Annotated in this window: 17 protein-coding genes; 9 read left to right on the plus strand and 8 right to left on the minus strand. The window is 64.6% G+C overall.

Features of this window, described 5'->3' with window-relative positions:
- Positions 1 to 45: 45 nt before the first annotated feature.
- The 3 genes from K7W03_RS22595 to K7W03_RS22605 form a co-directional block, all read right to left on the minus strand.
- Positions 46 to 2,241 carry a strawberry notch-like NTP hydrolase domain-containing protein gene (locus K7W03_RS22595; RefSeq protein WP_222887390.1) on the minus strand — a complete coding sequence of 732 codons (2,196 nt, stop codon included), beginning with the start codon at positions 2,239 to 2,241 and terminating at the stop codon, positions 46 to 48.
- A 66-nt stretch (positions 2,242 to 2,307) separates the two neighbouring features.
- Positions 2,308 to 3,174, minus strand: a complete 867-nt coding sequence (locus K7W03_RS22600) for a toprim domain-containing protein (RefSeq protein WP_056383874.1) — start codon at positions 3,172 to 3,174, stop codon at positions 2,308 to 2,310.
- Between the two features lie 61 nt (positions 3,175 to 3,235).
- Complete coding sequence (locus K7W03_RS22605; protein ID WP_030092610.1) at positions 3,236 to 3,562, minus strand: single-stranded DNA-binding protein; 327 nt, start codon at positions 3,560 to 3,562, stop codon at positions 3,236 to 3,238.
- Positions 3,563 to 3,641: 79 nt separating this feature from the next.
- On the opposite strand from K7W03_RS22605, the gene K7W03_RS22610 reads away from it, so the two are divergent.
- The 5 genes from K7W03_RS22610 (at position 3,642) to K7W03_RS22630 (ending at position 8,191) form a co-directional block, all read left to right on the plus strand.
- Positions 3,642 to 3,842 (plus strand): hypothetical protein, encoded by a 201-nt coding sequence (locus tag K7W03_RS22610; RefSeq protein WP_013041755.1) that lies wholly within the window; start codon positions 3,642 to 3,644, stop codon positions 3,840 to 3,842.
- A 386-nt stretch (positions 3,843 to 4,228) separates the two neighbouring features.
- On the plus strand, positions 4,229 to 5,317 hold the full coding sequence (locus K7W03_RS22615; protein ID WP_007688083.1) for a replication initiation protein: 1,089 nt from the start codon (positions 4,229 to 4,231) through the stop codon (positions 5,315 to 5,317).
- 195 nt (positions 5,318 to 5,512) lie between these two features.
- Positions 5,513 to 6,715 carry an AAA family ATPase gene (locus K7W03_RS22620; RefSeq protein WP_066970044.1) on the plus strand — a complete coding sequence of 401 codons (1,203 nt, stop codon included), beginning with the start codon at positions 5,513 to 5,515 and terminating at the stop codon, positions 6,713 to 6,715.
- A gap of 47 nt (positions 6,716 to 6,762) precedes the next feature.
- The gene (locus K7W03_RS22625; RefSeq protein ID WP_013849890.1) at positions 6,763 to 7,776 is read left to right on the plus strand and encodes a ParB/RepB/Spo0J family partition protein; all 1,014 of its coding nucleotides are present in this window, start codon (positions 6,763 to 6,765) and stop codon (positions 7,774 to 7,776) included.
- Between the two features lie 64 nt (positions 7,777 to 7,840).
- Positions 7,841 to 8,191, plus strand: a complete 351-nt coding sequence (locus K7W03_RS22630) for a hypothetical protein (protein WP_007688086.1) — start codon at positions 7,841 to 7,843, stop codon at positions 8,189 to 8,191.
- Positions 8,192 to 8,235: 44 nt separating this feature from the next.
- On the opposite strand, the gene K7W03_RS22635 is transcribed toward K7W03_RS22630, so the two are convergent.
- From K7W03_RS22635 to K7W03_RS22645, 3 genes are all read right to left on the minus strand, one after another.
- Positions 8,236 to 8,919 (minus strand): RES family NAD+ phosphorylase, encoded by a 684-nt coding sequence (locus tag K7W03_RS22635; protein WP_222887391.1) that lies wholly within the window; start codon positions 8,917 to 8,919, stop codon positions 8,236 to 8,238.
- Positions 8,919 to 9,317, minus strand: coding sequence for an antitoxin Xre-like helix-turn-helix domain-containing protein (locus K7W03_RS22640; protein ID WP_007686501.1), 399 nt, complete (start codon positions 9,315 to 9,317; stop codon positions 8,919 to 8,921). The genes K7W03_RS22635 and K7W03_RS22640 overlap by 1 nt, the downstream gene beginning before the upstream one ends.
- Positions 9,318 to 9,413: 96 nt before the next feature.
- Entirely contained in the window at positions 9,414 to 10,415 is a 1,002-nt protein-coding gene (locus K7W03_RS22645) for a hypothetical protein (protein ID WP_226870422.1), read from the minus strand.
- Positions 10,416 to 10,680: 265 nt separating this feature from the next.
- On the opposite strand from K7W03_RS22645, the gene K7W03_RS22650 reads away from it, so the two are divergent.
- The 3 genes from K7W03_RS22650 to K7W03_RS22660 are packed head-to-tail and all read left to right on the plus strand — an operon-like array spanning position 10,681 to position 14,389.
- Positions 10,681 to 12,357, plus strand: a complete 1,677-nt coding sequence (locus tag K7W03_RS22650) for a Mu transposase C-terminal domain-containing protein (RefSeq protein ID WP_319024338.1) — start codon at positions 10,681 to 10,683, stop codon at positions 12,355 to 12,357.
- Complete coding sequence (locus K7W03_RS22655; RefSeq protein ID WP_183615198.1) at positions 12,330 to 13,184, plus strand: TniB family NTP-binding protein; 855 nt, start codon at positions 12,330 to 12,332, stop codon at positions 13,182 to 13,184. The genes K7W03_RS22650 and K7W03_RS22655 overlap by 28 nt, the downstream gene beginning before the upstream one ends.
- On the plus strand, positions 13,181 to 14,389 hold the full coding sequence (locus K7W03_RS22660) for a hypothetical protein (protein ID WP_183615197.1): 1,209 nt from the start codon (positions 13,181 to 13,183) through the stop codon (positions 14,387 to 14,389). The genes K7W03_RS22655 and K7W03_RS22660 overlap by 4 nt, the downstream gene beginning before the upstream one ends.
- Positions 14,390 to 14,542: 153 nt before the next feature.
- On the opposite strand, the gene K7W03_RS22665 is transcribed toward K7W03_RS22660, so the two are convergent.
- Complete coding sequence (locus K7W03_RS22665) at positions 14,543 to 15,505, minus strand: hypothetical protein (RefSeq protein ID WP_222887392.1); 963 nt, start codon at positions 15,503 to 15,505, stop codon at positions 14,543 to 14,545.
- Between the two features lie 179 nt (positions 15,506 to 15,684).
- On the opposite strand from K7W03_RS22665, the gene K7W03_RS22670 reads away from it, so the two are divergent.
- Entirely contained in the window at positions 15,685 to 16,848 is a 1,164-nt protein-coding gene (locus K7W03_RS22670; protein WP_222887393.1) for a tyrosine-type recombinase/integrase, read from the plus strand.
- Between the two features lie 31 nt (positions 16,849 to 16,879).
- Here the strand turns inward: K7W03_RS22670 and K7W03_RS22675 are convergent, their stop codons facing one another.
- Positions 16,880 to 18,130, minus strand: a complete 1,251-nt coding sequence (locus tag K7W03_RS22675; RefSeq protein ID WP_222887394.1) for an amidoligase family protein — start codon at positions 18,128 to 18,130, stop codon at positions 16,880 to 16,882.
- Positions 18,131 to 18,374 lie beyond the last annotated feature (244 nt).

Raw genomic sequence — 18,374 nt, forward strand, 5'->3', positions numbered from 1 at the left:
ATATAATGCGCAGCAACTGCGCACACTATCATGGGAATTCGCCGGTTACGCCGCGCTCCTCCGCATTACCGCTTCCTCGCGATAAACGCTGTTATGGCGAGCTGCGCATAACACCTGCCAGGCATCGGCATAGGCATTGTAGACGGCGATCTGTTCTTCGCTGAGCCGATGCTCGAGGATGTCATATTCGACGCCGGCGAAGCTGAGCGCCCGCGCGGCATAGAGGCCCTGCGCTTTGAGGTCGCGGGCGATCAACTCCATCGCCGCGATGCCGCCTCGGCGCAGGGATTCCACGAAGGCCCGCCGGTCGGCGAAGGCCGTCTGCGGTCCCCACAATCCGAGGCGTGTCGCATAGGCAAGATTGTTGACGTCCGAGGCGCCCGTCGCCGAGGCGTAGAGAATCCGGGCGCGCGGAGCGAGATTTTGCAGGCGGACGCCGGCGATGCCCTGCTCGGACCCTTTCGTGGCGCCGAACCGGCCCTCGCCGCCCGCCACCCCGGCCATTTCATGCGCCTCGTCGAAAACGATGACGCCGCTGAAATCCTCACCCATCCATTCGATCAGCTGGCGCAGCCGCGTGCCCCTGTCGCCGCGGTTGGAGCGCAGGGTGGCATAGGTCAGGAAGAGGATCCCATCGCCCAGCGCGATCGGGGTGCCGAGCTTCCACTGGTTGAGATGCTGGATGTCGAGCGGCAAGCCGCCAAGCGCCGACCAGTCCCGGCGAGCGTCTTCGACCAGCGTCTCGCTCTTGGATATCCAGAGGTGGCGGCGGTTGCCACGCAACCACTGGTCGAGGATGACGCCTGCCACCTGCCGCCCCTTGCCGGCGCCCGTGCCATCGCCAAGGAAAAAGCCGGTCCGATAGGCGTTACCGGCCTCTGCCGGCGACAGCGAAAGACCCTCCTCGCTGGATATGAACCGCCCGGGAAGATCGCGCTCGAACGCCGCGCCAGCGTAGATCAGCGTTTCGAGCTGCGCGTCCGAGAGCAGGCCGTCGTCCAGGATCCTGGCCGGCAGCACGGGTTCATAAGCGACCGGGGGTGCGGCAATCGATCCCATTGCCTGCGATTCGACCAGCGCGCTTGGGTGCTCACGAGCATCGGCAATCAGCAGACGGCTCGGCCGATAGGGCAGGTAAATCCCTTGCGGTTCGCCCGCGGGTGCGGGCGCGTCGAGACGGTGATAGGCGACCGCGCGGGTCGTGGGCAGGGTCACCGCCGCACGCGAGCAGACGGGGCGGGTCCGCCGCGTGAGGCCCCGGAACAATCCGCTGGGGCGGGAGATCGGCTGCGGCTGCGGCGCGCATGGGGTCGCCATCGCATCGATGGCCGCAAGCGCAGCGCCGAGCGTCGTGCAGGTCTGGCGCGGGACCGAGCCCCCTGCCCCGTCCTTTTCGAGGAGTATGAGCTGGACTGCCTGGCCGGTGCCGTGCTTGGCATAGGCATCGGGCGGCAGGTCGAGATGCAGCCGGGCATGCGCGCCCGCAGTGGCGTGCAGCCAATCCGCGTCCTCCGTCTCGATGCGGTCGGGGAGAATAACGGCGCAGCGCCCGCCTGGAGCAAGCCGCAACAGCGCGGAGCGCAAATGGCGAAGCGCGGCATGGCGATCGCGCGCGCGCCCCTGGCTTCGCGAGAAGGGCGGATTGAGGAGCACGACGCTCGGCACCAGTTGCGGATCGAGCATATCGTCGATCAGTTCGCCATCATGCGTGCTCAGCCTGCCTTCGGGAAAGGCGTGACGCAGCAAACGCGTGCGCCAGGCATCGATATCATTGAGAAGGAGGCGCGCGCCGGCGAGATGGGCGTGTACGGCCAGGAGGCCGGTCCCGGCCGAGGGCTCGAGCACGATATCGTGTGCCGTGATCGCGGCTGCCTTGGCGGCAAGGAAGCCGATCGGCGCCGGTGTCGAGAATTGCTGGAACGCGATCTGCGTTTCGCTACGCACGCTTTGCGTGGGAAGCGCCGCCGTCATAGCGATCAGCTGGGCGAGCCGCGCATTCGCATCTGCCGGGAGCGTCGCGTTCTTCAGATGGAGGACCTGCGCGAGTTCGAGCACATCGTAGGCGTCGCGCAATGACCACAGGCCATCGGCGCTCGAGCCACCGAAAGCGGAGGTCATTTCGGCAAGGAGGTCGTTACGTGCAACCGGACATCCTTCGGACAGCCGGTCGGCTATGCCTTGAGCAGCGGTACGGGCGGGATCATCGAGCGGCAGCGTGAGCGCGAGGGGGTGTGTGGCCATGGGGCATCTCCAGGTCTGACACCTGGCATCAGCGCCAGGTCATCAGCCGGAAGGCTCCCTCCCCTTTCAGGCCGCCTCGGCGGCCCGGCGGACACGCCAAGCATCATTCCAGTCCGCGTGCCGTTCCGGCAGCCGGAGCACCAGTTCGCGTCCATTGGCTGTGAGATGGGGGCGGGCTTTTTTGAGCATGGCGGCAGCGGCGGCACCGCGATCGCCATAGACGATGATACGCTTGACCCGTTCGGGGATGGCGACAAGCCCAAGGCGTTCGACCCCGCCCAGCGCCCAGGTGGGCGTTCCGAACCAGGCCATTGCTGAAAGGGCGTCCTCGATGCCTTCGGCAAGGCCAAGCTCCTCGCCGGCCGGCGCCAGACGAATGGCCGCGTCGCCGAGAAGGCCAAGGGCAATCTTCGGCTTTGGCATGGGTTTGTGCAGGATGTCGGCGAGATCGAGGCAGGTCCGCTGGACGGCGACAACCCCCAGATCATTCTCGACCGCGGCGATCATCGCCGGAAAGAACCGGCGGCGCTCACCGGCCCCGACGATGGTGCGCGGATTGTAGCGCAGGCAACGCGGATAGGGAGGCGGCAGACCGCGCGCCGCCAGATAGTCGGCCGCTGGCGAGCCAGCGATGGGCTGGCTCGCCTTCCATAGGCGAAGTGCAAGAGCGCGATGGTCCGCGGCCGCCTTCGGGCGCGGCATTGTGAGCGGCTCCGCATCGTGAAGTTTGCGCCGGCGCAAAGCAGCCAGAACATCGCGCGTGTCGCAGCCGGCAAAGCAGTGGAACAGGATCGCCCGCTCGCCCAGGCGTACCGACAGGCTGGGACCATGATCGTCATGTGCCGGGCACCGGCATTCGCCGCGCGTACCGCGCCAGATCCCACCCAGGGCTTCGACAATGGCTTTGGCGCGATGGGGAGCAGCTATGGGCATCGACTAATCCTTGGAAGTGGTGGAGCGCCGCTGCTGATTGCGCCCTCCCCTCCCCGGTATTTCACCCCGGCATGCCTTTGGGTGCCAGGATCCCGAATTCCTCGACGATGCGATCGGTTGTGTAGTGCGTCGCGCCGTCGCGTTCATAGGAGCTGTCCTTGAGCCGCCCGGCTATGCGCACGAGATCCCCAACCTGAGCCCGGTCCGCGATATGTTTCCGCTGGCCTTCGCTGAACACGCTGACCCGGTTCCAGTGGCTGTCTTCCTGCCATTCGTTATCGTCACCCTTGCGGCGATAATTCGCGCAGACCGACAGCAGGGTGACTTTCGGCCGCGCGTCGATTTCCCCGATCCGGCCGATGATCTCGAACTTGGCGAAGTTGATCATGCACCCTCCATGCGCAAGGTCATTTGGCCGGCAGCCTATCGTAGGCGGCTAACTTCGCGTATCCCTCCAGGCGGGGGGATTGAACGATTGCATCAGGCGCGACGCCGATCTCTTTCTCAAAATAAAAAGAATCAAAACGCCGCTGCTCGCAGCGGAAGCTTTTCCGATTCAAAAGGATTCAGATTCAGGAGGCCGAAAGCACAGCATTTCTGCGGGTTTGAGCAAGCTTATCCTGACCGGACGGGGGATTTTGCCTGCCCTTCCGGGGGCGCTTCCCTGACCGATCGGGGGATGCAACCTGACCTGCTGGGGCCTTCCTGACCGTATGGGGGACAGCTTCCTGCTGGAGTGATTCGCTCGCCATAGCGTTCGTCAGGGACTTTCTTCGGCGTCCGCGCTGCCGTTTGCGCGGGTCCGGGCGCTTGGAAACGCGACTCGCCGCACTTCCTCATGGTTTGCTGCTTCGGAGCGAAGTTCCATCCTGACTTCTTGGGGGCCGAATCCGGTGTCTATCCTGCCCTGACTTGACGCGTAAGGACAGGTCAGGCAGATTTTCTCCCACGCTGGACGAATCGGCGCAGACTTCATGGCATGGATGACGAGCAAGCCCTAGATCACGCTGTAACGCCCTCCCCCACCGGCGATGACGCTTCTCCGGGACGGGCGATGCGGGTGGCTGCCGCCCTGCAGGCAAAGGGCGGTGACGAGTTCGCCAAGCCCGGCAGCATCGTCGAGGTCAAGTTCGTCAAAGGCCAGTCGCTTAGCCTGACTGCTTCGCGTTTGCTTGCGCTGATGATTTTGACCGCGGGCGGTGATGCCTGGGAGGACCGCCCGCACAAGATGCGAAAGGCGGACATTCGCCGCGGCCACAAGGGCAATGAGCGCATCTCGGATATGCTTGAGGAATTGCACCGCACGCTTTTCGCGGTCGACGACAAGTCCTGGCGCGGCAAGAAGGCGACGCTGCGCTTTTCGCTTATCTCGTCGTCGCGCGAAGAAGCGGAAGACGAAGAGGGCGCGGACGCTGGGTGGATCGAGTGGGAGTTCACGCCCGAAGCCCGAAAGCTGATCCAGGAATCGGAGACCTATGCGGTCCTGAACCGCCAGGCGGTGCTCGGCTTCCGATCAACCTATGCGCTCAAGCTGTACGAGATCGGGGCGCTGAGGCTGCATAGGCGCCAGTCGCTCTGGAAGGGCGACATGACGGCGCTGCGTGCGCTGCTCGGCATCGCGCCGGACGTCTACAAGGATTTCGCGCAGCTGCGCCGCAAAGTTCTCGAAAAGGCGAAGGCCGAAATCGACCAGCTCGCCCATTTTCGCGTGGAGTGGCGGGAGATCCGCCAGGGCAGAACTGTCACCGAAATCGAATTCCGCTTTGAGCCCAAGGATGCTCCGGCCCAAATCGCGACCGTGGATGAGATCGGTCGGCACTCTGCGGGCAGAAAGGCGCGGCGCGAGGACGAGGTGGAGACCGTTGCCGTCGAGGCTGTCACACAGGCGGCGGTGGCGGCCTTGGTGTCAAAGGATAAGGCTGGGGCAGGGGAGGTCACCTTCCCGAACGGCACGATCCGCTTTGGCTCGGACACGCTCGCGGCCATCGGCCGTTCGGCTGGCGGCGGTTGGGACATCGATCTCATTGCCGATGCCTATCGCGCGCAGATGGGCGAAAGGCTGGCGAAGCTCAAGGGCGCCAAGCTGATCGCATCCTGGACCGGCTTCTGCGAGAGTTTCCTGGCACGACGCGGGCGCCCCTGAGCCGAAATTGCACCGGTGCAATTTCGGGATGAACTGCCCCCAAGGGGTCAGGTTGCGAGGGGGCGCAAAAGGTCTGCGGCGCAGATTGGGCAAGTTTCGCCCTTCGGGCTGGGCCGACTTGCGAAAATCAGCCTTCGATTGACCTAAAAGTGCAAATTGAGCTATGCCCCCTCTAGTTTCGCAAGGGGGCCTCTCTTGGCTGCATCACTCGACATTGAGGGCACGCAGGACCTGCTGTCCGTCTCGACGCTCGCACAACGGACCAGCTCTGTCCTCGAGCGGCTCCGCGACTCCGCGCGGAGTGCCCGGGCGGACGAGCGGCGCGAGCCGACGTTCCCGATTGGCAAGGCCGCGGAACTGGTCGGCCGAACCGCGGCGGCCATTCGCGAGGCCGAGAAGGACGGCCGCTTGCCGCCGCCTCCGCGAACCGAGAATAATCGGCGTGTCGGCTATACCCTGGCGCAGCTCAACGACATGCGCGGACTGTTCGGCACCCGGCCCTGGCGGGCCGCAACCGATCCCTGCTGCGTTATCGCGGTGCAGAACTTCAAGGGCGGGGTGGGGAAATCGACTCTGTCGGTGCACCTGGCCCAATATCTCGCGATCAAGGGGTACCGGGTGGCTCTCATCGATTGCGACAGCCAAGCGTCGGCAACCACGCTATTCGGCTATGTGCCCGACCTCGACCTGACCGAGGAGGACACGCTCTATCCATTCCTGCGGCACGACGACATGGAGTCGCTCGACTATGCCCTGCGCAAGACCCACTTCGACGGCCTCGAGCTTGTTCCGGCCAATCTGCGGCTGTTCCAGTCGGAATATGAAATCGCAGCGCGCATGGCGCGGGGGCAGGGGAACCTGATCGACCGCATGGCGCAAGGCATCGCGAGCATTGCCGATCGGTTCGATGTGGTGGTTCTCGATCCGCCTCCGGCGCTTGGCGCGATCTCGCTTTCGGTGCTGCGCGCAGCCAATGCGCTTGTGGTGCCGGTTCCGCCGACGGTGATGGACTTCTCGTCGACTGCGGCCTTCCTCGCCATGCTCGATGAGACCATAGAGACGCTGGCCGATCGCGGCTTGGCGCCGTCGCTGCAGTTCCTGCGCTTTGTGGCGTCCAAGGTCGATGAGAATAAGTCGATGCAGAAGGAACTGCTGAACCTGATGCGGACCCTTTTCGGTCACGCGATCGTCCGTACGCCGCTCAAGGATTCGGCCGAAATCGACAATGCAACGGCGCGGCTGATGACCGTCTACGAGCTGGACGGCCCGGTCACCAGTTCGGCGGTGCGCAACCGCTGCCTTGCCTATCTTGATGGCGTGAACAGTGAAATTGAGGTCGACATTCGGTCGATGTGGCCGAGCCATTTGACGCGGCTTCGCAAGGAAGGACTCGCCTGATGCGAGCAAAATTGCACCGGTGCAATTCCGGGTAGAAGGGGTGGATGATGAGCAAGAAGAACGCCAACTTCGCGGCTGATCTGGTCGCCGGAATCGACCCGGGGGCGCAAGCCCCAGCGGCGCGGCGCCCTGGCATCGGTGCGAGCGTGCTGGCGGGCCGGGAAAGCCGGCTTGCCGAATTGGCGACGGGCAGCGTCGTCTCGCGCACCCATGAGCTTGTCGATCCCGCGCGCTGCCGAATGTGGGCGGGGCATAACCGCGAATATGCGCTCCTCAATGAGGAGCGGTGCGCCGACCTCATCGAGAGCATCAAGGCGCAGGGCAAGCAAGAAATGCCCGCCATCGTTCGCCGCGTGAAGGACGATCCTGCCTTCGATTTCGAGGTGATTTGCGGCGCGCGCCGGCATTGGACGATCAGTTGGCTGCGCGCCCACAACTATCCGGATTTCCGCTTTCTCGTCGATATCCGTAGCCTTACCGACGAGGAGGCCTTCCGTCTCGCTGACCTCGAGAATCGGGCGCGCGACGATCTCACCGATCTGGAGCGCGCGCGCGACTATCTGCGCGCGCTCGACGCCTATTATGAGGGGCGCCAGAAGGTGATGGCCGAGCGGATCAATGTCACGGAAAGCTGGCTCAGCCGCTATCTCGACCTTGCCCGGCTGCCGGCGGAACTGATGGCGGCCTTCGCCCTTCCGCAGGATCTCAGGATCAAGCATGTCACCGCGATCAAGCCTCTCTTGAAACCGGAGGATCGGCGGCAGCGTGTGTTCGCCGAGGCGGGACGTCTCGCTCAGGTGCAGTCCGATCGCGCAGCACCGATGCCGGTCCCCGATATCATACGCGCGCTCGCTCTGGCCGCCGATCCCCCCAAGAGGTCAGGATCCCCCAAGAAGTCAGGAAAGCCGGAAACGATCGTGTCCGAAGGGGGGAAACCATTGCTGAAAGTGGAGGCGGTGGATCGTAAGGGTCTCAAACTTACCTTGCTCCCGCATGCCGGTGGTACGCGGGCTGAAGCGGAGGCCGCGTTGAAAGCGCTGCTCGATCAGCATTGGAGCTAGGACAATCTTCAGCGGTTCTGAGACGTGAGAGTTTTGTCTTCACATGTTGAATATGGACTGCCCTATGACTGCAGCCTTCCAGGATGACATTCGCGAGAATGAGATCATCTCGCCCCGTCGTCTGGCGGAGCGCCTGCGCTTCTCCATGGCGCATTTGGCTCGCGTTGCTCGCCTGGATCCTAAGGCCATGACTCTGTATCCCTCCGCCCCGACCGTGCAGATTAAACTGGAGGAAATAGCCCGAGTTATAACGCGAGCGGCAGAACTTGCAGGCGAAGAAGGCAAGGCGGTTATCTGGTTCAAGCATCAACCCATTTCTGGAGTTGGGAAAACGGCCGCGGAATTGGTTGCGAATGGCGATATCGATATCGTCATGGAAGATCTCGATCGTATGGCTGCCGGGGTCTATTCCTGACAGGCGTCACTCAAGGCCGAAAGGTTAGCTTGTCCGCAGGACCTTTAGGCGAATGTCTTCTTCTCGTAGACGGTGACAATCGCCCGGCCATCCCAAACGTAGCACAGGTGCCGCTCCTGTCGGCTGTTGGCGAGTAGGCGAGGGCGGAACACCGCGGCGCACTCGCCGTCGGCGTCGCGCACGCTTTGGTACACGATGCCATCCGAACCTTGCTCACGCAGGTGCCGGCCAAGCGCCTGGCCGGCGGCATAGCTGTCCGGGGCGTAGAGGGCAGGGCGTTCATCGCGCAGGCCGCGAATATCGTGGAGCATGGCGTCCAGGTCGACCGCGTAGACGCGCATGTCGAGTTCCTGCGCCGGTTCGTGGGTGTACGCCATGAAGCGGGTTCGGTGATGGCGCGTCTCGGCAACCGCAGTCTCGATGGTGCTGGCAGCGTAGAACAGCCCGATACTGCCGTCACAGAACCGGCTGCCATCGGGATTTAGGTGGGTGAACGCTGCCATGATCGCCGATGTTCCGGGTCCCGATACGCGGTCCTCCGGTGGGACGAGGGCGAGGTCCCCGACCTCGTCGCGAAGCCGGTCGTTGGTCATCGCCTCGATCGCATAGACCGCTTCCAGGTCGGCCGGATCCGCGACATCCTCAAACAGCGATATGGGCGGGAACCGGCTTGCGACGATCCGGTAGCACGGTTGCCACCGCACTTGCGTCGTCGCAATGGCATCCATCAGCCGCGCTGCGCGTCGATATATTGACGCACCACGTAGAGATCGGCGACATTGCCCGAGGCCATCCGCTCGATCGCCGGGCGTCCGGCGAACAGCGGCGCCTCATTGGGTTTGCGTACCCATTCGTTGGCGGTACGGGGCAGGAGCATCTTCAGCCCCTTGTAGATCCCCATGACATAGGAGATGCGCTCCAGCGCATCCTTGGGAATCGCCGCGACCGCGCCGCGCTTCCAGGTCTGGAAGGTCGAGCGGCTGTCGAGCCCGAGAAGCTTCATCTGCTCGGCTTCCTTGAGGTCCCAGGCGTCGGCAATGCGGAAAAAGGTGCGCAGCGCCGGACCGCTCAGATCCTTGCGGCTGGGCGCTTTGGCGGGGACGCCGGAATGGGCAGTTGTGGCCATTGGCCATCTCCTTCTTTCTCTGTCTATGTATGATATCTGTACATAACGTCAAGAAGAGATCAGTTTTCATACACGCCTAACGCGCGCGAGGCCGCGTCAGGGATGGCCAGAACTGCCGGCGAGCAGCCGGTCGATCTCGCCCATCGCCGCGTCGAACTCGGCAAGAGCCGCATGGGGGAGGGCGGTAGCCTGGTCCAAAGACGCCGGCTGCCAATCCCTTCCCGGTTCTTCGGCGACCAGCAGGACCTTCCCCTTGACCGTCTCCCGCCGTGCCATGCGCGCCGCCACAAGGGCGTCGCCGATCGCATAGGTGCCGCGCCGACTGATCCCGAACGCCCAGGTGATCTGATCGAGCCCGAGTGGCGCAAAACCAGCGAGCAGGATCCACACCTGCGGTGCCCGCGCGCTCGAGCGCAGGTGCCCCAACTGCTCGCGCATCAGCGCTGCGCGCCGCGGCGCTTGCGCGACCAGCTCGGCAAGCCGGGTCACGCTGCGCTGGAGGCTGCGGGCCGCCAGCATGGCGCGTTCGCCCGGCCAGAGCTGCGGCTGCAGCGTTTGCGCCGTCACCGCGCCGGGGCAGGGGAGGGCGCGGGCCCACGCGCCGGACGCGGTCAGCAGCCGCCCCAGCGCGGCATCGACCGCCCAGAGCGGGGTGCGCGGGGCGGCCTGCTCGATCGCCACCGCGCGGTTCCCAAACGAACGGATTTGCACCGCGCGCTCCAGCGGCGCGAACCGCGGATCGGCGCGCAGCAGCGCGTGCAGGCGGGCCAGACCCGCGAAGGGCAGGGGGGTCTCGTCATCCGCGCCGGCCTGTTTCATTAGCGTGATCGCCCTGCCGATCGCTTCCTCCGCCAGCGCGTCTTCGGCTTGCATCGGGCGGTCGGCCCCGAAGCGAGCGGCCAGAGCGATGGTCTGCGCGGCATCGGCGAGCGGTTCCCACGGATGACGGCTGAGTTCGCCGAGCAGGGCGCGGACCACGGCATAGGCGGAGCAGCCGGTGAGGGGTGTCTCTTGGGGGCCGCGGTCGAGCCCGGCGAACCAGGCGTTGAACCGGTGTTCGGCGTCCGCAAATCCCGCTTGCGCCAGGGATGAAAGCAACACCTCCCGCAGCAGCCCTACGCAGAACAGCCGTTTTTCGATATCGGTGAGGCTGGCGAGGAGCCCGTCGAGCCGGCCGAGCGCCAGCGCGCATTCGCCTTGCTGTCACGGGACAAAGAAGCAGTCAGTCAACATAACCTATTGATATAAAGTCATAGACTGGTGAAATCAGTGCATCATATCTTGGCGCTCGGAATTTTCGGCTTCTCAATTACGCCAAAATAAACGACGCTGAAGCGGTCCACAGATCGGTCGGAGTATTCCGGTGATCGAACGAAAACCGCCCCGAGCCGCCAAGCCTTCCGCAGCGGCGCTGAAAGCCGGTGCAGATCTGTACGCGGTGTTCCGGCGTCATGTTTCGCTTGAGGGTCCGCTGTCAGCAGCGTCGGTGGCCACAATTTGCGAAGAAACGGGGCTCGGCGAGCGACGCATTCGCGAACTTGCCCGCCGGTTCCGGGAGCATCCTATCGCGGAGAGTCTCGCGTCACGGCCAAAGGGGCCGAAGCCCGGAACAAGGCATGCGCCGCCCGTAATCCTCACGGCGATCGACCTGGAGATCGAGGAGATTTTCCTGCATCGTCCGCGACCCAGCGTGCGGGAGGCTGCCAACCAGATTCGCAGCCTGCTCATCGCGGACAATGGCGATTACAGGTTCGAGAGTGGAGACGTCCCGAGCGTTCGAACCATCGAGCGGCTGATTGGCAACATCAGCTCACCGCAGCTGGCGCGCAAAACCATGGGGTCGAAGCGGCGAACGGCATATGAGCCGCATCCGGGCCAATACCAAAGCCGTGGGTTCCTGGACCTCGTGCAAATGGATCACTCGCCGGCCAACGTCATGCTCGTCGATAGTGTGCGCCGCGAGGCCTTGGGGCGGCCGTGGGTCACCCTGCTGATCGAGGTCTGGAGCCGCTGCATTCTGGGGTTCTATGTGAGTTTTGGGGATCCATCTATCTTCCGCTGCGGTCGGGCGGTGGCCAATGCGCTGCTCCCCAAGCAGCCGCTGCTGGCGGGTCTCGGCATGGATGAAGACTACCCGATTCACGGGTTCTTCAAGCGGCTGCATGCCGACCATGCGGGCTCTCACCGGGCAGAAGTCTTCCGAAGTGCCTGTCACGCCTACGGGATCGATCCGGACATCCGACCGCGTGGCCCGGCCCATTTCGGGGGCCATATCGAGCGTCTGATCGGTACGATGTGCGAAAAGATGCTGCTGCTTCCAGGCGCCACCGGCGGTGACGTGACGAAGCGCGATGGCCACGACGTCGAAGCGGCCGCCACCATGACGCTGGAAGAGTTCGAGCGCTGGTTCATCCGGGAAATCTGCCGGTATCATCACACGCCGCATGAGGGGCTGGGGCGAATTGCGCCAGCGCAGATGTGGCAGGACGGATCGGCGGGACACGGCGCTCTGGTTCCGCTCGGGATCGATGTTGTGCAATTGACCCGGCGGTTTCTGCCGTGGGTCGAGCGCACCATTACAGCAGGCGGGGTGCGGATCGATCACCGCCGGTACTGGCACGAAAGCTTTGCGACCCGGCTTGGTCTCAAGATCATGATCCATATCGACGAACGCACGATCCAGGAGGTCTATCCGCAGATCGATGAAACGCTTGTCTCGGCAGGGGTTGTTGGTTCGTACCCGCAGGTCAGCAAACTCGAATGGGATGCCGCTGCTACCGCGCGTCGCCGCCGCGGAGCAGCCTATCACCATGGAGGCGGTGAGGCCGAGATTGCCCGGCTCGTCTACGCCAATCGCCAGGAAGTGCGGGCCTCGAAGATCCGGACCAGGCAGCAACGCCAGGGGCGCAAGCGGCTCGAGCGCGAAGGTGTTTCGCACGCACCGCCGCCGCCAGCAGGCACTTCTGCAACCGGTACGAGATGGCTTCCACTGGAGGAACTGGGAGAAGTGGAATGGCTCAATCCGATAAGCGAGGTGTAGAGTCGGCGGGCTCGCTACGGCGGGCCTTCTGGATCGATTTCGACGAAGCACGCGCGCACGTGAACACGCTGGTGGGGCTGGCCGGCGAGGATCCGGATGACCGGCCGACCTGCGTTGTCCTGGTCGGCCAGTCGGGGATGGGCAAGACATCGATCCTGAAGGAAGTGGGCCGGCGGATAGAGCTGGCCTATCCGGAACCAGCGGACTGGGGCGATGCACGCTACATTCCGATGCTGCGTGCGGTCGTGCCCTCACACCCGACATCGCTGCGGATCAACCTTGCGTTGTTATGGAAGCAGGGCTGGCCGCTCACCCGCCGTACGCACCAAATTGCCGACCTCAAGGTCGCCGAACTGCTGGGTGAGCAGGCGACCAGGTTGGTTGCGATCGACAATGTCCATGCGGTGCTGACGGCTAGCGGACGGGCGCGGCGCGATGCGCTGGATTCGTTCCGGTTTCTGATGAGCGAGGGCAACGTCCACATGGTGGTGGCTGGGCTCGACATCGCCGCCGACATCTTCAGCGACGATGTCGAATTGGCCTATCGCTCGATTATCCTGCGCTTGACGCCCTGGGCACCGGGGGAGCCGTCGCAGCAGCTGGTCCGGGTCCTGGCGCGCGGCATTGGCCTGAGTGAGCCGGACCGCTTCGCCGAACCGGAAATGGCCGAATTCATCTGGCGTACCAGCCACGGCGTGACGGGCAATTTCAAGCGCCTGCTGCATTGGAGCCAGCGGGTCGCGCGGGACACGCATGGGCGCGAACATGTCGAATTCTCCGACGTCTACGAGGCGGCCCGGCTGTTTCCCTGCTATATCGACCGGTGAGGCGGGAGGAATGGAGGAGGGACCCGGCGCCGCTTGCCTACCGGGTTCTGCCGCAGCCCGAGGAATTCTTCGATTCCTGGCTAGACCGGCTTGTCTCACGCCACGGTACGACGCGCGCTGGCCTGTTCGAATTTCTTGGCCTGGAGCCGGGGCTAGCCCGCCTCGATCTGGGCGGCGGTCAGGAAGTCACCGGGCGCGCGGATGCGGCCCAGGCAATCGAACGGCTTGCCTGGGCGGTGCAGTGCGAGGTGTCCGTCGTGCAGGCCACCCTCGTTCCGGCCAGCGGCGAGTGCCTGTTGCCGCCGCGCGGGCGCCATTATGGCTGCCCGCAATGCTGGCTCGAATTCCACCTGGCAGGCAAGCCGCTGGTGATCCAGCGCGAATGGACGCTTCGGCAAAGCTGGCTCTGCCGCAAGCATCAGGCCTTGCTGGTCGATCTGCGCGATGTGCCGCGCCGCGCGGACGGGGTGATCGATCTTGCTTCACTGCGCCGCCTTGCTGCGGTGGCAGTGCGTACACTTGAGCTGCTCGGCTTCGCCGAACCCCGTCTGCTCGCCAACCGTCATGCCGCACTGAAGCTGCTGGGGCAGGGCGCTGCCGAGCGTCCGCCGCCCGGGCTCGATGCCTACATGCGCGAGTTCAGCGCGAACCGTCTCCATGTCGTGCCTGCGCGCACGCTGCTGCTGGCCCACGCTCATTGCCACGACCGCGAGTTGCCGCGCCGCTTTGCCGCGACCTTCGCTGTGCCCGGGTGCCCTGGGACCGAGATGCCCCGCATGCCGCTCCCCAAGTCGGCGATGTCGAGGGCGATGCTCACAGTAGCGCTTCGCCGGGTTCATCGTCATCGTCTACGCAGACGGTATCGTTGCCTTGAGGCGGTAGCGCAGCGGCTGAGCGCGTTCAGCTATCTGGCGAGAGTTGGCTGCGACGGACCTGACTGGTGCCAGCGCGCCTTGCATGCCCTGGGCGTAGAGAGCCGACAGCGGCAGAGCCGTGCAGAAGCGCTCGCCAGTCTCAGGCTCGCGAGGGATTTTGCGATACAGGCGGAACTGCGGCGACGGCCGCGCTGGGACAGCGAACCATTCGATCCGGCCTGCTGGGGATTTGCTCTTCCGACAGCCCGCGCACTCGAATTGGCCGTCGCCAGGCTCGAAGCGAAGGGTGAAAGGTCGCCCGCAGTGCCCAATCATCAAATTTCGCCCTGAGGGGCTCGTAGAGCGCGTTCGGCGCGCCGCTGCACCGGTGCCCTATCCGGGGCCTATTTTGGCGCTGTACGGCACATTTCCGGGGAAATCCAATTTCACTAATAATGTCAGCTAGATAGTCAAATTTCCGCAGTTTTCACGGATTTTGCTGCATCACGCGGCGATGACATAGCGGCGGAAGGCGTTGCCTTGGGTGATCTCGCGCAGGAGGTGCGCCTTGCACGCTTCGGCGATGAGCCGAGTGGTCGCCTGCCGCGATAGCCCCAAGGCCTTGGCTGCGCGCGCGACGGTGAGCGAGGGGCCGGCACCGGCGAGCAGGACGAGCGGGCGCAGGTGCGATGACTTGCGCCGCGAGGCACAGGCGGCCTCAAGCTTCGCCAGCCACAAGCGCAACCGCTGGTCGAGGCGGACCACGGCCGTGCCGCCTGCGCCAAGCGCGTCGAGCCAGGCGAGTCGGCAGCGCTCGTCACGGGCGTGGGTCGTCAATTCGTCGAGGTCGTCGTCGGTGACGCCGGTCAGCAGCGCGCGCCAGGGGGAGCGGTTGTGGCTGAGGCCGATCGCGGCAATGCCGCCGGCGGTGAGCTTGCCCTTTGCCATCGCACAGCGGTCGGCCAGCATCGCCCCGATCACGACGCTGCCGTGGGGCAGAGGGGCGGCGCGGGCGAACGAGGCGGCGAGATCGGCGCTGGCGATCAGGCGGGGGAGCGCCGACAGGCGTGCAGCCTGGCGCGCCCAGCCCTCGAGGCGGGTGTCGGCGATTTCGAGCGGGGCAGGGGAGGGCCAACCCTCTATCACCGGACCGTCGGCCTTGAGCCAGGTTCGGACCGCATCGGCAGTGGGAATGGCGCTCCAGGGGGGCTTGCGCTCGAAAGCCTGGACAAAAGTGAAGGGCCAGCGCCGCCACGCGCGCGGACCATAGCCGTAGTTCATGGCGAGCTGTTCTGGTATGACGCTTTCGCCTTCGAGCCAGCCCAGCGCCTCCTGCTCGGCGCTGCGAATATGGGCGATCAGGATAGCCGGTTCGGGGAACAGGGCGAGCCTCTCCTCGGCCCGGGCCAGCCCTTCGCGGGCGGCCCCGTGGGCGTTCAGGATGGCACTCGAAAAAATCGCTGACATGCACGGGATAACAGTGCATTGGATCTCAATTGTCAATCTAATATGTAGTTAAGGTGCATATGACGGATAGGCATCCACACCCGCTTTTTCCATAATCGGACATTATGGTAAGTCCGGGCTTGCCGGAAATGGCGTTTTTGCCCATCATCGCCTCGTGAAAAACGCTGAAAACTGCTCCTATGCTCGTCGACGCTGATCCACCGTTCCCCTCTGCGGTCGAACTGGTGCTGCGCCGCTATGACGGGCTCATTGACACGCGCGCCGCAAGCGCGCTCGCGCTCGAGGCGGCGACCGCCGCTATGGCGCCCGCGACCAAGGCCGCGATCACCGCCGACCTCAAGTGTTTCTTGCACTGGTGCGGCAAGCGCCGACCCGCCCCGATGGCTATCCCCGCCACGCCGGAAACCCTGGTTCACTATCTGCGCTGGCTGGCCAAAGGATCGGACACGCGCGCTGCTTTGAGGCCGGCGACGCTCGCGCGCCGGATCGCCAGCATTGCCCGCATGCACCGCATCCTCGGGTTTGGCGGACGGGAGCCGCTGCCGACCCAGGCCGGCATGGTGCGCGATACGTTGAAGGCTATCGGGCGACAGAAGCGCGCACGGCAGCGCCAGGCGGCGCCGCTGCGACTTGGGCAAGCGATGGGCGAGGGGCAGGGGGCTCCCGAGGGCGTGACGCTCCAGGCCTTGCTCGCAGCCTGCAGCACCGACATCATCGGTCTGCGCGATACGGCGCTGTTCAGCCTCGCCTATGATGCGGGTTTGCGCGTTTCCGAACTGGTTGGCAGCGAGGTTGCCGACCTCACGCAGATTGGCGATGGCAGCGGTCGGCTCGATATTGCCCATTCCAAGACCGATCAGCTGGGCGAGGGGGCCATGGCCTGGCTCTCGCCCGACACGATGGCGCGGCTGTCGGTCTGGCTGCTCGCCAGCGCCATTGTCGATGGGCCAGTGTTTAGGCGGATCAACGTGCTGACTTCCAAGCCGGATGGCGAGGGGCAACAGATCCAGCGCCACTTCATCGGGAAAAAGCCGCTCACCCGGCAGGGCGTGGTGGCGATCCTGCGCCGGCGGGTCCTCGCGGCGATCGACCTCGGTCTGGTCGAGCTCGAGCCCGGCATGGCGGGGGAGACCGTGCGTGCCTTGAGCGCGCATTCGTTCCGGGTCGGGCTCACGCAAGACCTGTTCGCGGCCGGCGAGGATGGGTCCGGCATTGCGCTGGCGCTGCGCTGGTCCTCGCCGAACACCGCGCTGCGCTATGCGCGCGAACTTGCTGTGGGCAGCAATGCCGCCGCGCGGGTGCTTGGGCGCTTGCGGGCAGGCGGCGCAGGGCCGGTAGCGTAGCGCAATCGGCCACGCCAGCTCTGCCAGTAGGCTATGTCTCAGGATTCGCGTAGAATTGCGGGTGCATCTCGCGGCGCAACTTTCCGGCATTCGCCAGTTCGGCAAGCTGTGCGGAACTCGAAAGACCGGGCCCCTTCCTAAGGTGTCCTGCCAATTGGAGCACCGCACGCTGGAAGGGTCTGTTGCTGCTGGCACGCTGCTGGATGCCAAGTTTGTGGAGCTCGGCAAGATCGAGAGCGAGCAAGGCGATCGCTTCAGGAATGTCGGAGAGGACAATGTCTCGGATGGTGGCGACATACTCGTACTCGCCATGTCCGAAGAGATTGAGCTCGATCAGTCCATTGGCCATCAGGTGTCCGAGCGGCTCCCCGGCGAAATGGACCAGTCCTTCGGCGGCGACCAGGCCTTGGGTCAGATCCCACGCCAGCTTGTCGCGAGCGCGGGCAAGCCATCGCGAAAGTAGCAGAAACTTGCGGCGAAAGGCCTGTTCGAAGGGGTGGCTGTGGCTGGGCCAGACCTCGAAGGCCGCCGGTATTCGCTCGAGTTGCTCGGTAAGGCGGGGGCCGTTGAAGAACGACTCCGCGCTGAAATGGCGCAGTTCGACATAGCCCTTGCGCAGTTTGGCGAAATTGGCGGCGTACCCCTTGCCGCGCCCCGCCCGGTCATCGAGCAGGTTGCCGAGCGCCGTGCCCAGCAGGAATTTGCCGGTCGGATCATGCGCCAGATGCCGCAACAACGCCACGCCGACGGCGTGGCGCTGCAAGCCGGTGTAGCGGCTGAACAACCGATCGTTGCGCGCGAGCAGCAGCAGTTCATCGACGCCGACGATGAAGCGGTCCGGATCGAGCCGGTAGCCGTCACCGGCATCGATGTTGATATGCCAACCGCAGTCGCCGGTATGCTCATCAGCGAGGAAATTGAAGCCGCCATCGATCTCGTAGATCGCATCGATGAGCTCGGACCTGACCGTCTCGGCATCGTCGAGAGGCAGGGGCGGGGTTAGCAGTTCGACGCCGGCGAGGCGGTCTTCCGGCCAGTTCAGTGGGTCCAGTCCGTACTCAGGGACGACATAGAAGCCGGGGCGCAGTGGCGGCCGGGATGGGGCAGACCAGGCACGTCCGGTCCGTTCCCGCAATTTTGTCGCGAAGGCCCGGCAAAAGGCCGTTGAAGCCTCGTCCATGGGACCATGCTCGCGCAGTTCCCTCGCAAAACGCGGCTCGCCAAGGTCGCCGAGGATGACTTCCAGCTCGAAGCCGGCACGCCAGGATGGTATCGCGGACATGGCAGGGAATGTAAGTCAATCGAGCGGCATGTAAACGTCCGCGAACGTTGCCATCAATTTTGGCAGCAATTGCGCCTGCGTCTTGCTCAGCACGTTGCTTTTGGCAGGCGACAGTCTTTCTAAACCTCCTCGCTTGGATCTTTGATCTCAAGTTTGAACCGTGCCTATCCGGTTGACGCATACACCCACTAGGGATAGATTGTGTGCGTGAAGCGGGTAGTGGGTTATGGACGTTCTCGGCCGC

The sequence above is a fragment of the Sphingobium sp. PNB genome (genome assembly GCF_019873065.1).
Taxonomy (GTDB): Bacteria; Pseudomonadota; Alphaproteobacteria; order Sphingomonadales; family Sphingomonadaceae; genus Sphingobium; species Sphingobium fuliginis.

What these genes read in the sequence shown, in the direction of transcription:
- K7W03_RS22595 (WP_222887390.1), bottom strand. Translation starts at nt 2,241, where the DNA reads ATGGCCACACACCCCCTCGCGCTCACGCTGCCGCTCGATGATCCCGCC.
- K7W03_RS22600 (WP_056383874.1), bottom strand. Translation starts at nt 3,174, where the DNA reads ATGCCCATAGCTGCTCCCCATCGCGCCAAAGCCATTGTCGAAGCCCTG.
- K7W03_RS22605 (WP_030092610.1), bottom strand. Translation starts at nt 3,562, where the DNA reads ATGATCAACTTCGCCAAGTTCGAGATCATCGGCCGGATCGGGGAAATC.
- K7W03_RS22615 (WP_007688083.1), top strand. Translation starts at nt 4,229, where the DNA reads ATGCGGGTGGCTGCCGCCCTGCAGGCAAAGGGCGGTGACGAGTTCGCC.
- K7W03_RS22625 (WP_013849890.1), top strand. Translation starts at nt 6,763, where the DNA reads ATGAGCAAGAAGAACGCCAACTTCGCGGCTGATCTGGTCGCCGGAATC.
- K7W03_RS22630 (WP_007688086.1), top strand. Translation starts at nt 7,841, where the DNA reads ATGACTGCAGCCTTCCAGGATGACATTCGCGAGAATGAGATCATCTCG.
- K7W03_RS22635 (WP_222887391.1), bottom strand. Translation starts at nt 8,919, where the DNA reads ATGGATGCCATTGCGACGACGCAAGTGCGGTGGCAACCGTGCTACCGG.
- K7W03_RS22640 (WP_007686501.1), bottom strand. Translation starts at nt 9,317, where the DNA reads ATGGCCACAACTGCCCATTCCGGCGTCCCCGCCAAAGCGCCCAGCCGC.
- K7W03_RS22655 (WP_183615198.1), top strand. Translation starts at nt 12,330, where the DNA reads ATGGCTCAATCCGATAAGCGAGGTGTAGAGTCGGCGGGCTCGCTACGG.
- K7W03_RS22665 (WP_222887392.1), bottom strand. Translation starts at nt 15,505, where the DNA reads ATGTCAGCGATTTTTTCGAGTGCCATCCTGAACGCCCACGGGGCCGCC.
- K7W03_RS22670 (WP_222887393.1), top strand. Translation starts at nt 15,685, where the DNA reads ATGCTCGTCGACGCTGATCCACCGTTCCCCTCTGCGGTCGAACTGGTG.
- K7W03_RS22675 (WP_222887394.1), bottom strand. Translation starts at nt 18,130, where the DNA reads ATGTCCGCGATACCATCCTGGCGTGCCGGCTTCGAGCTGGAAGTCATC.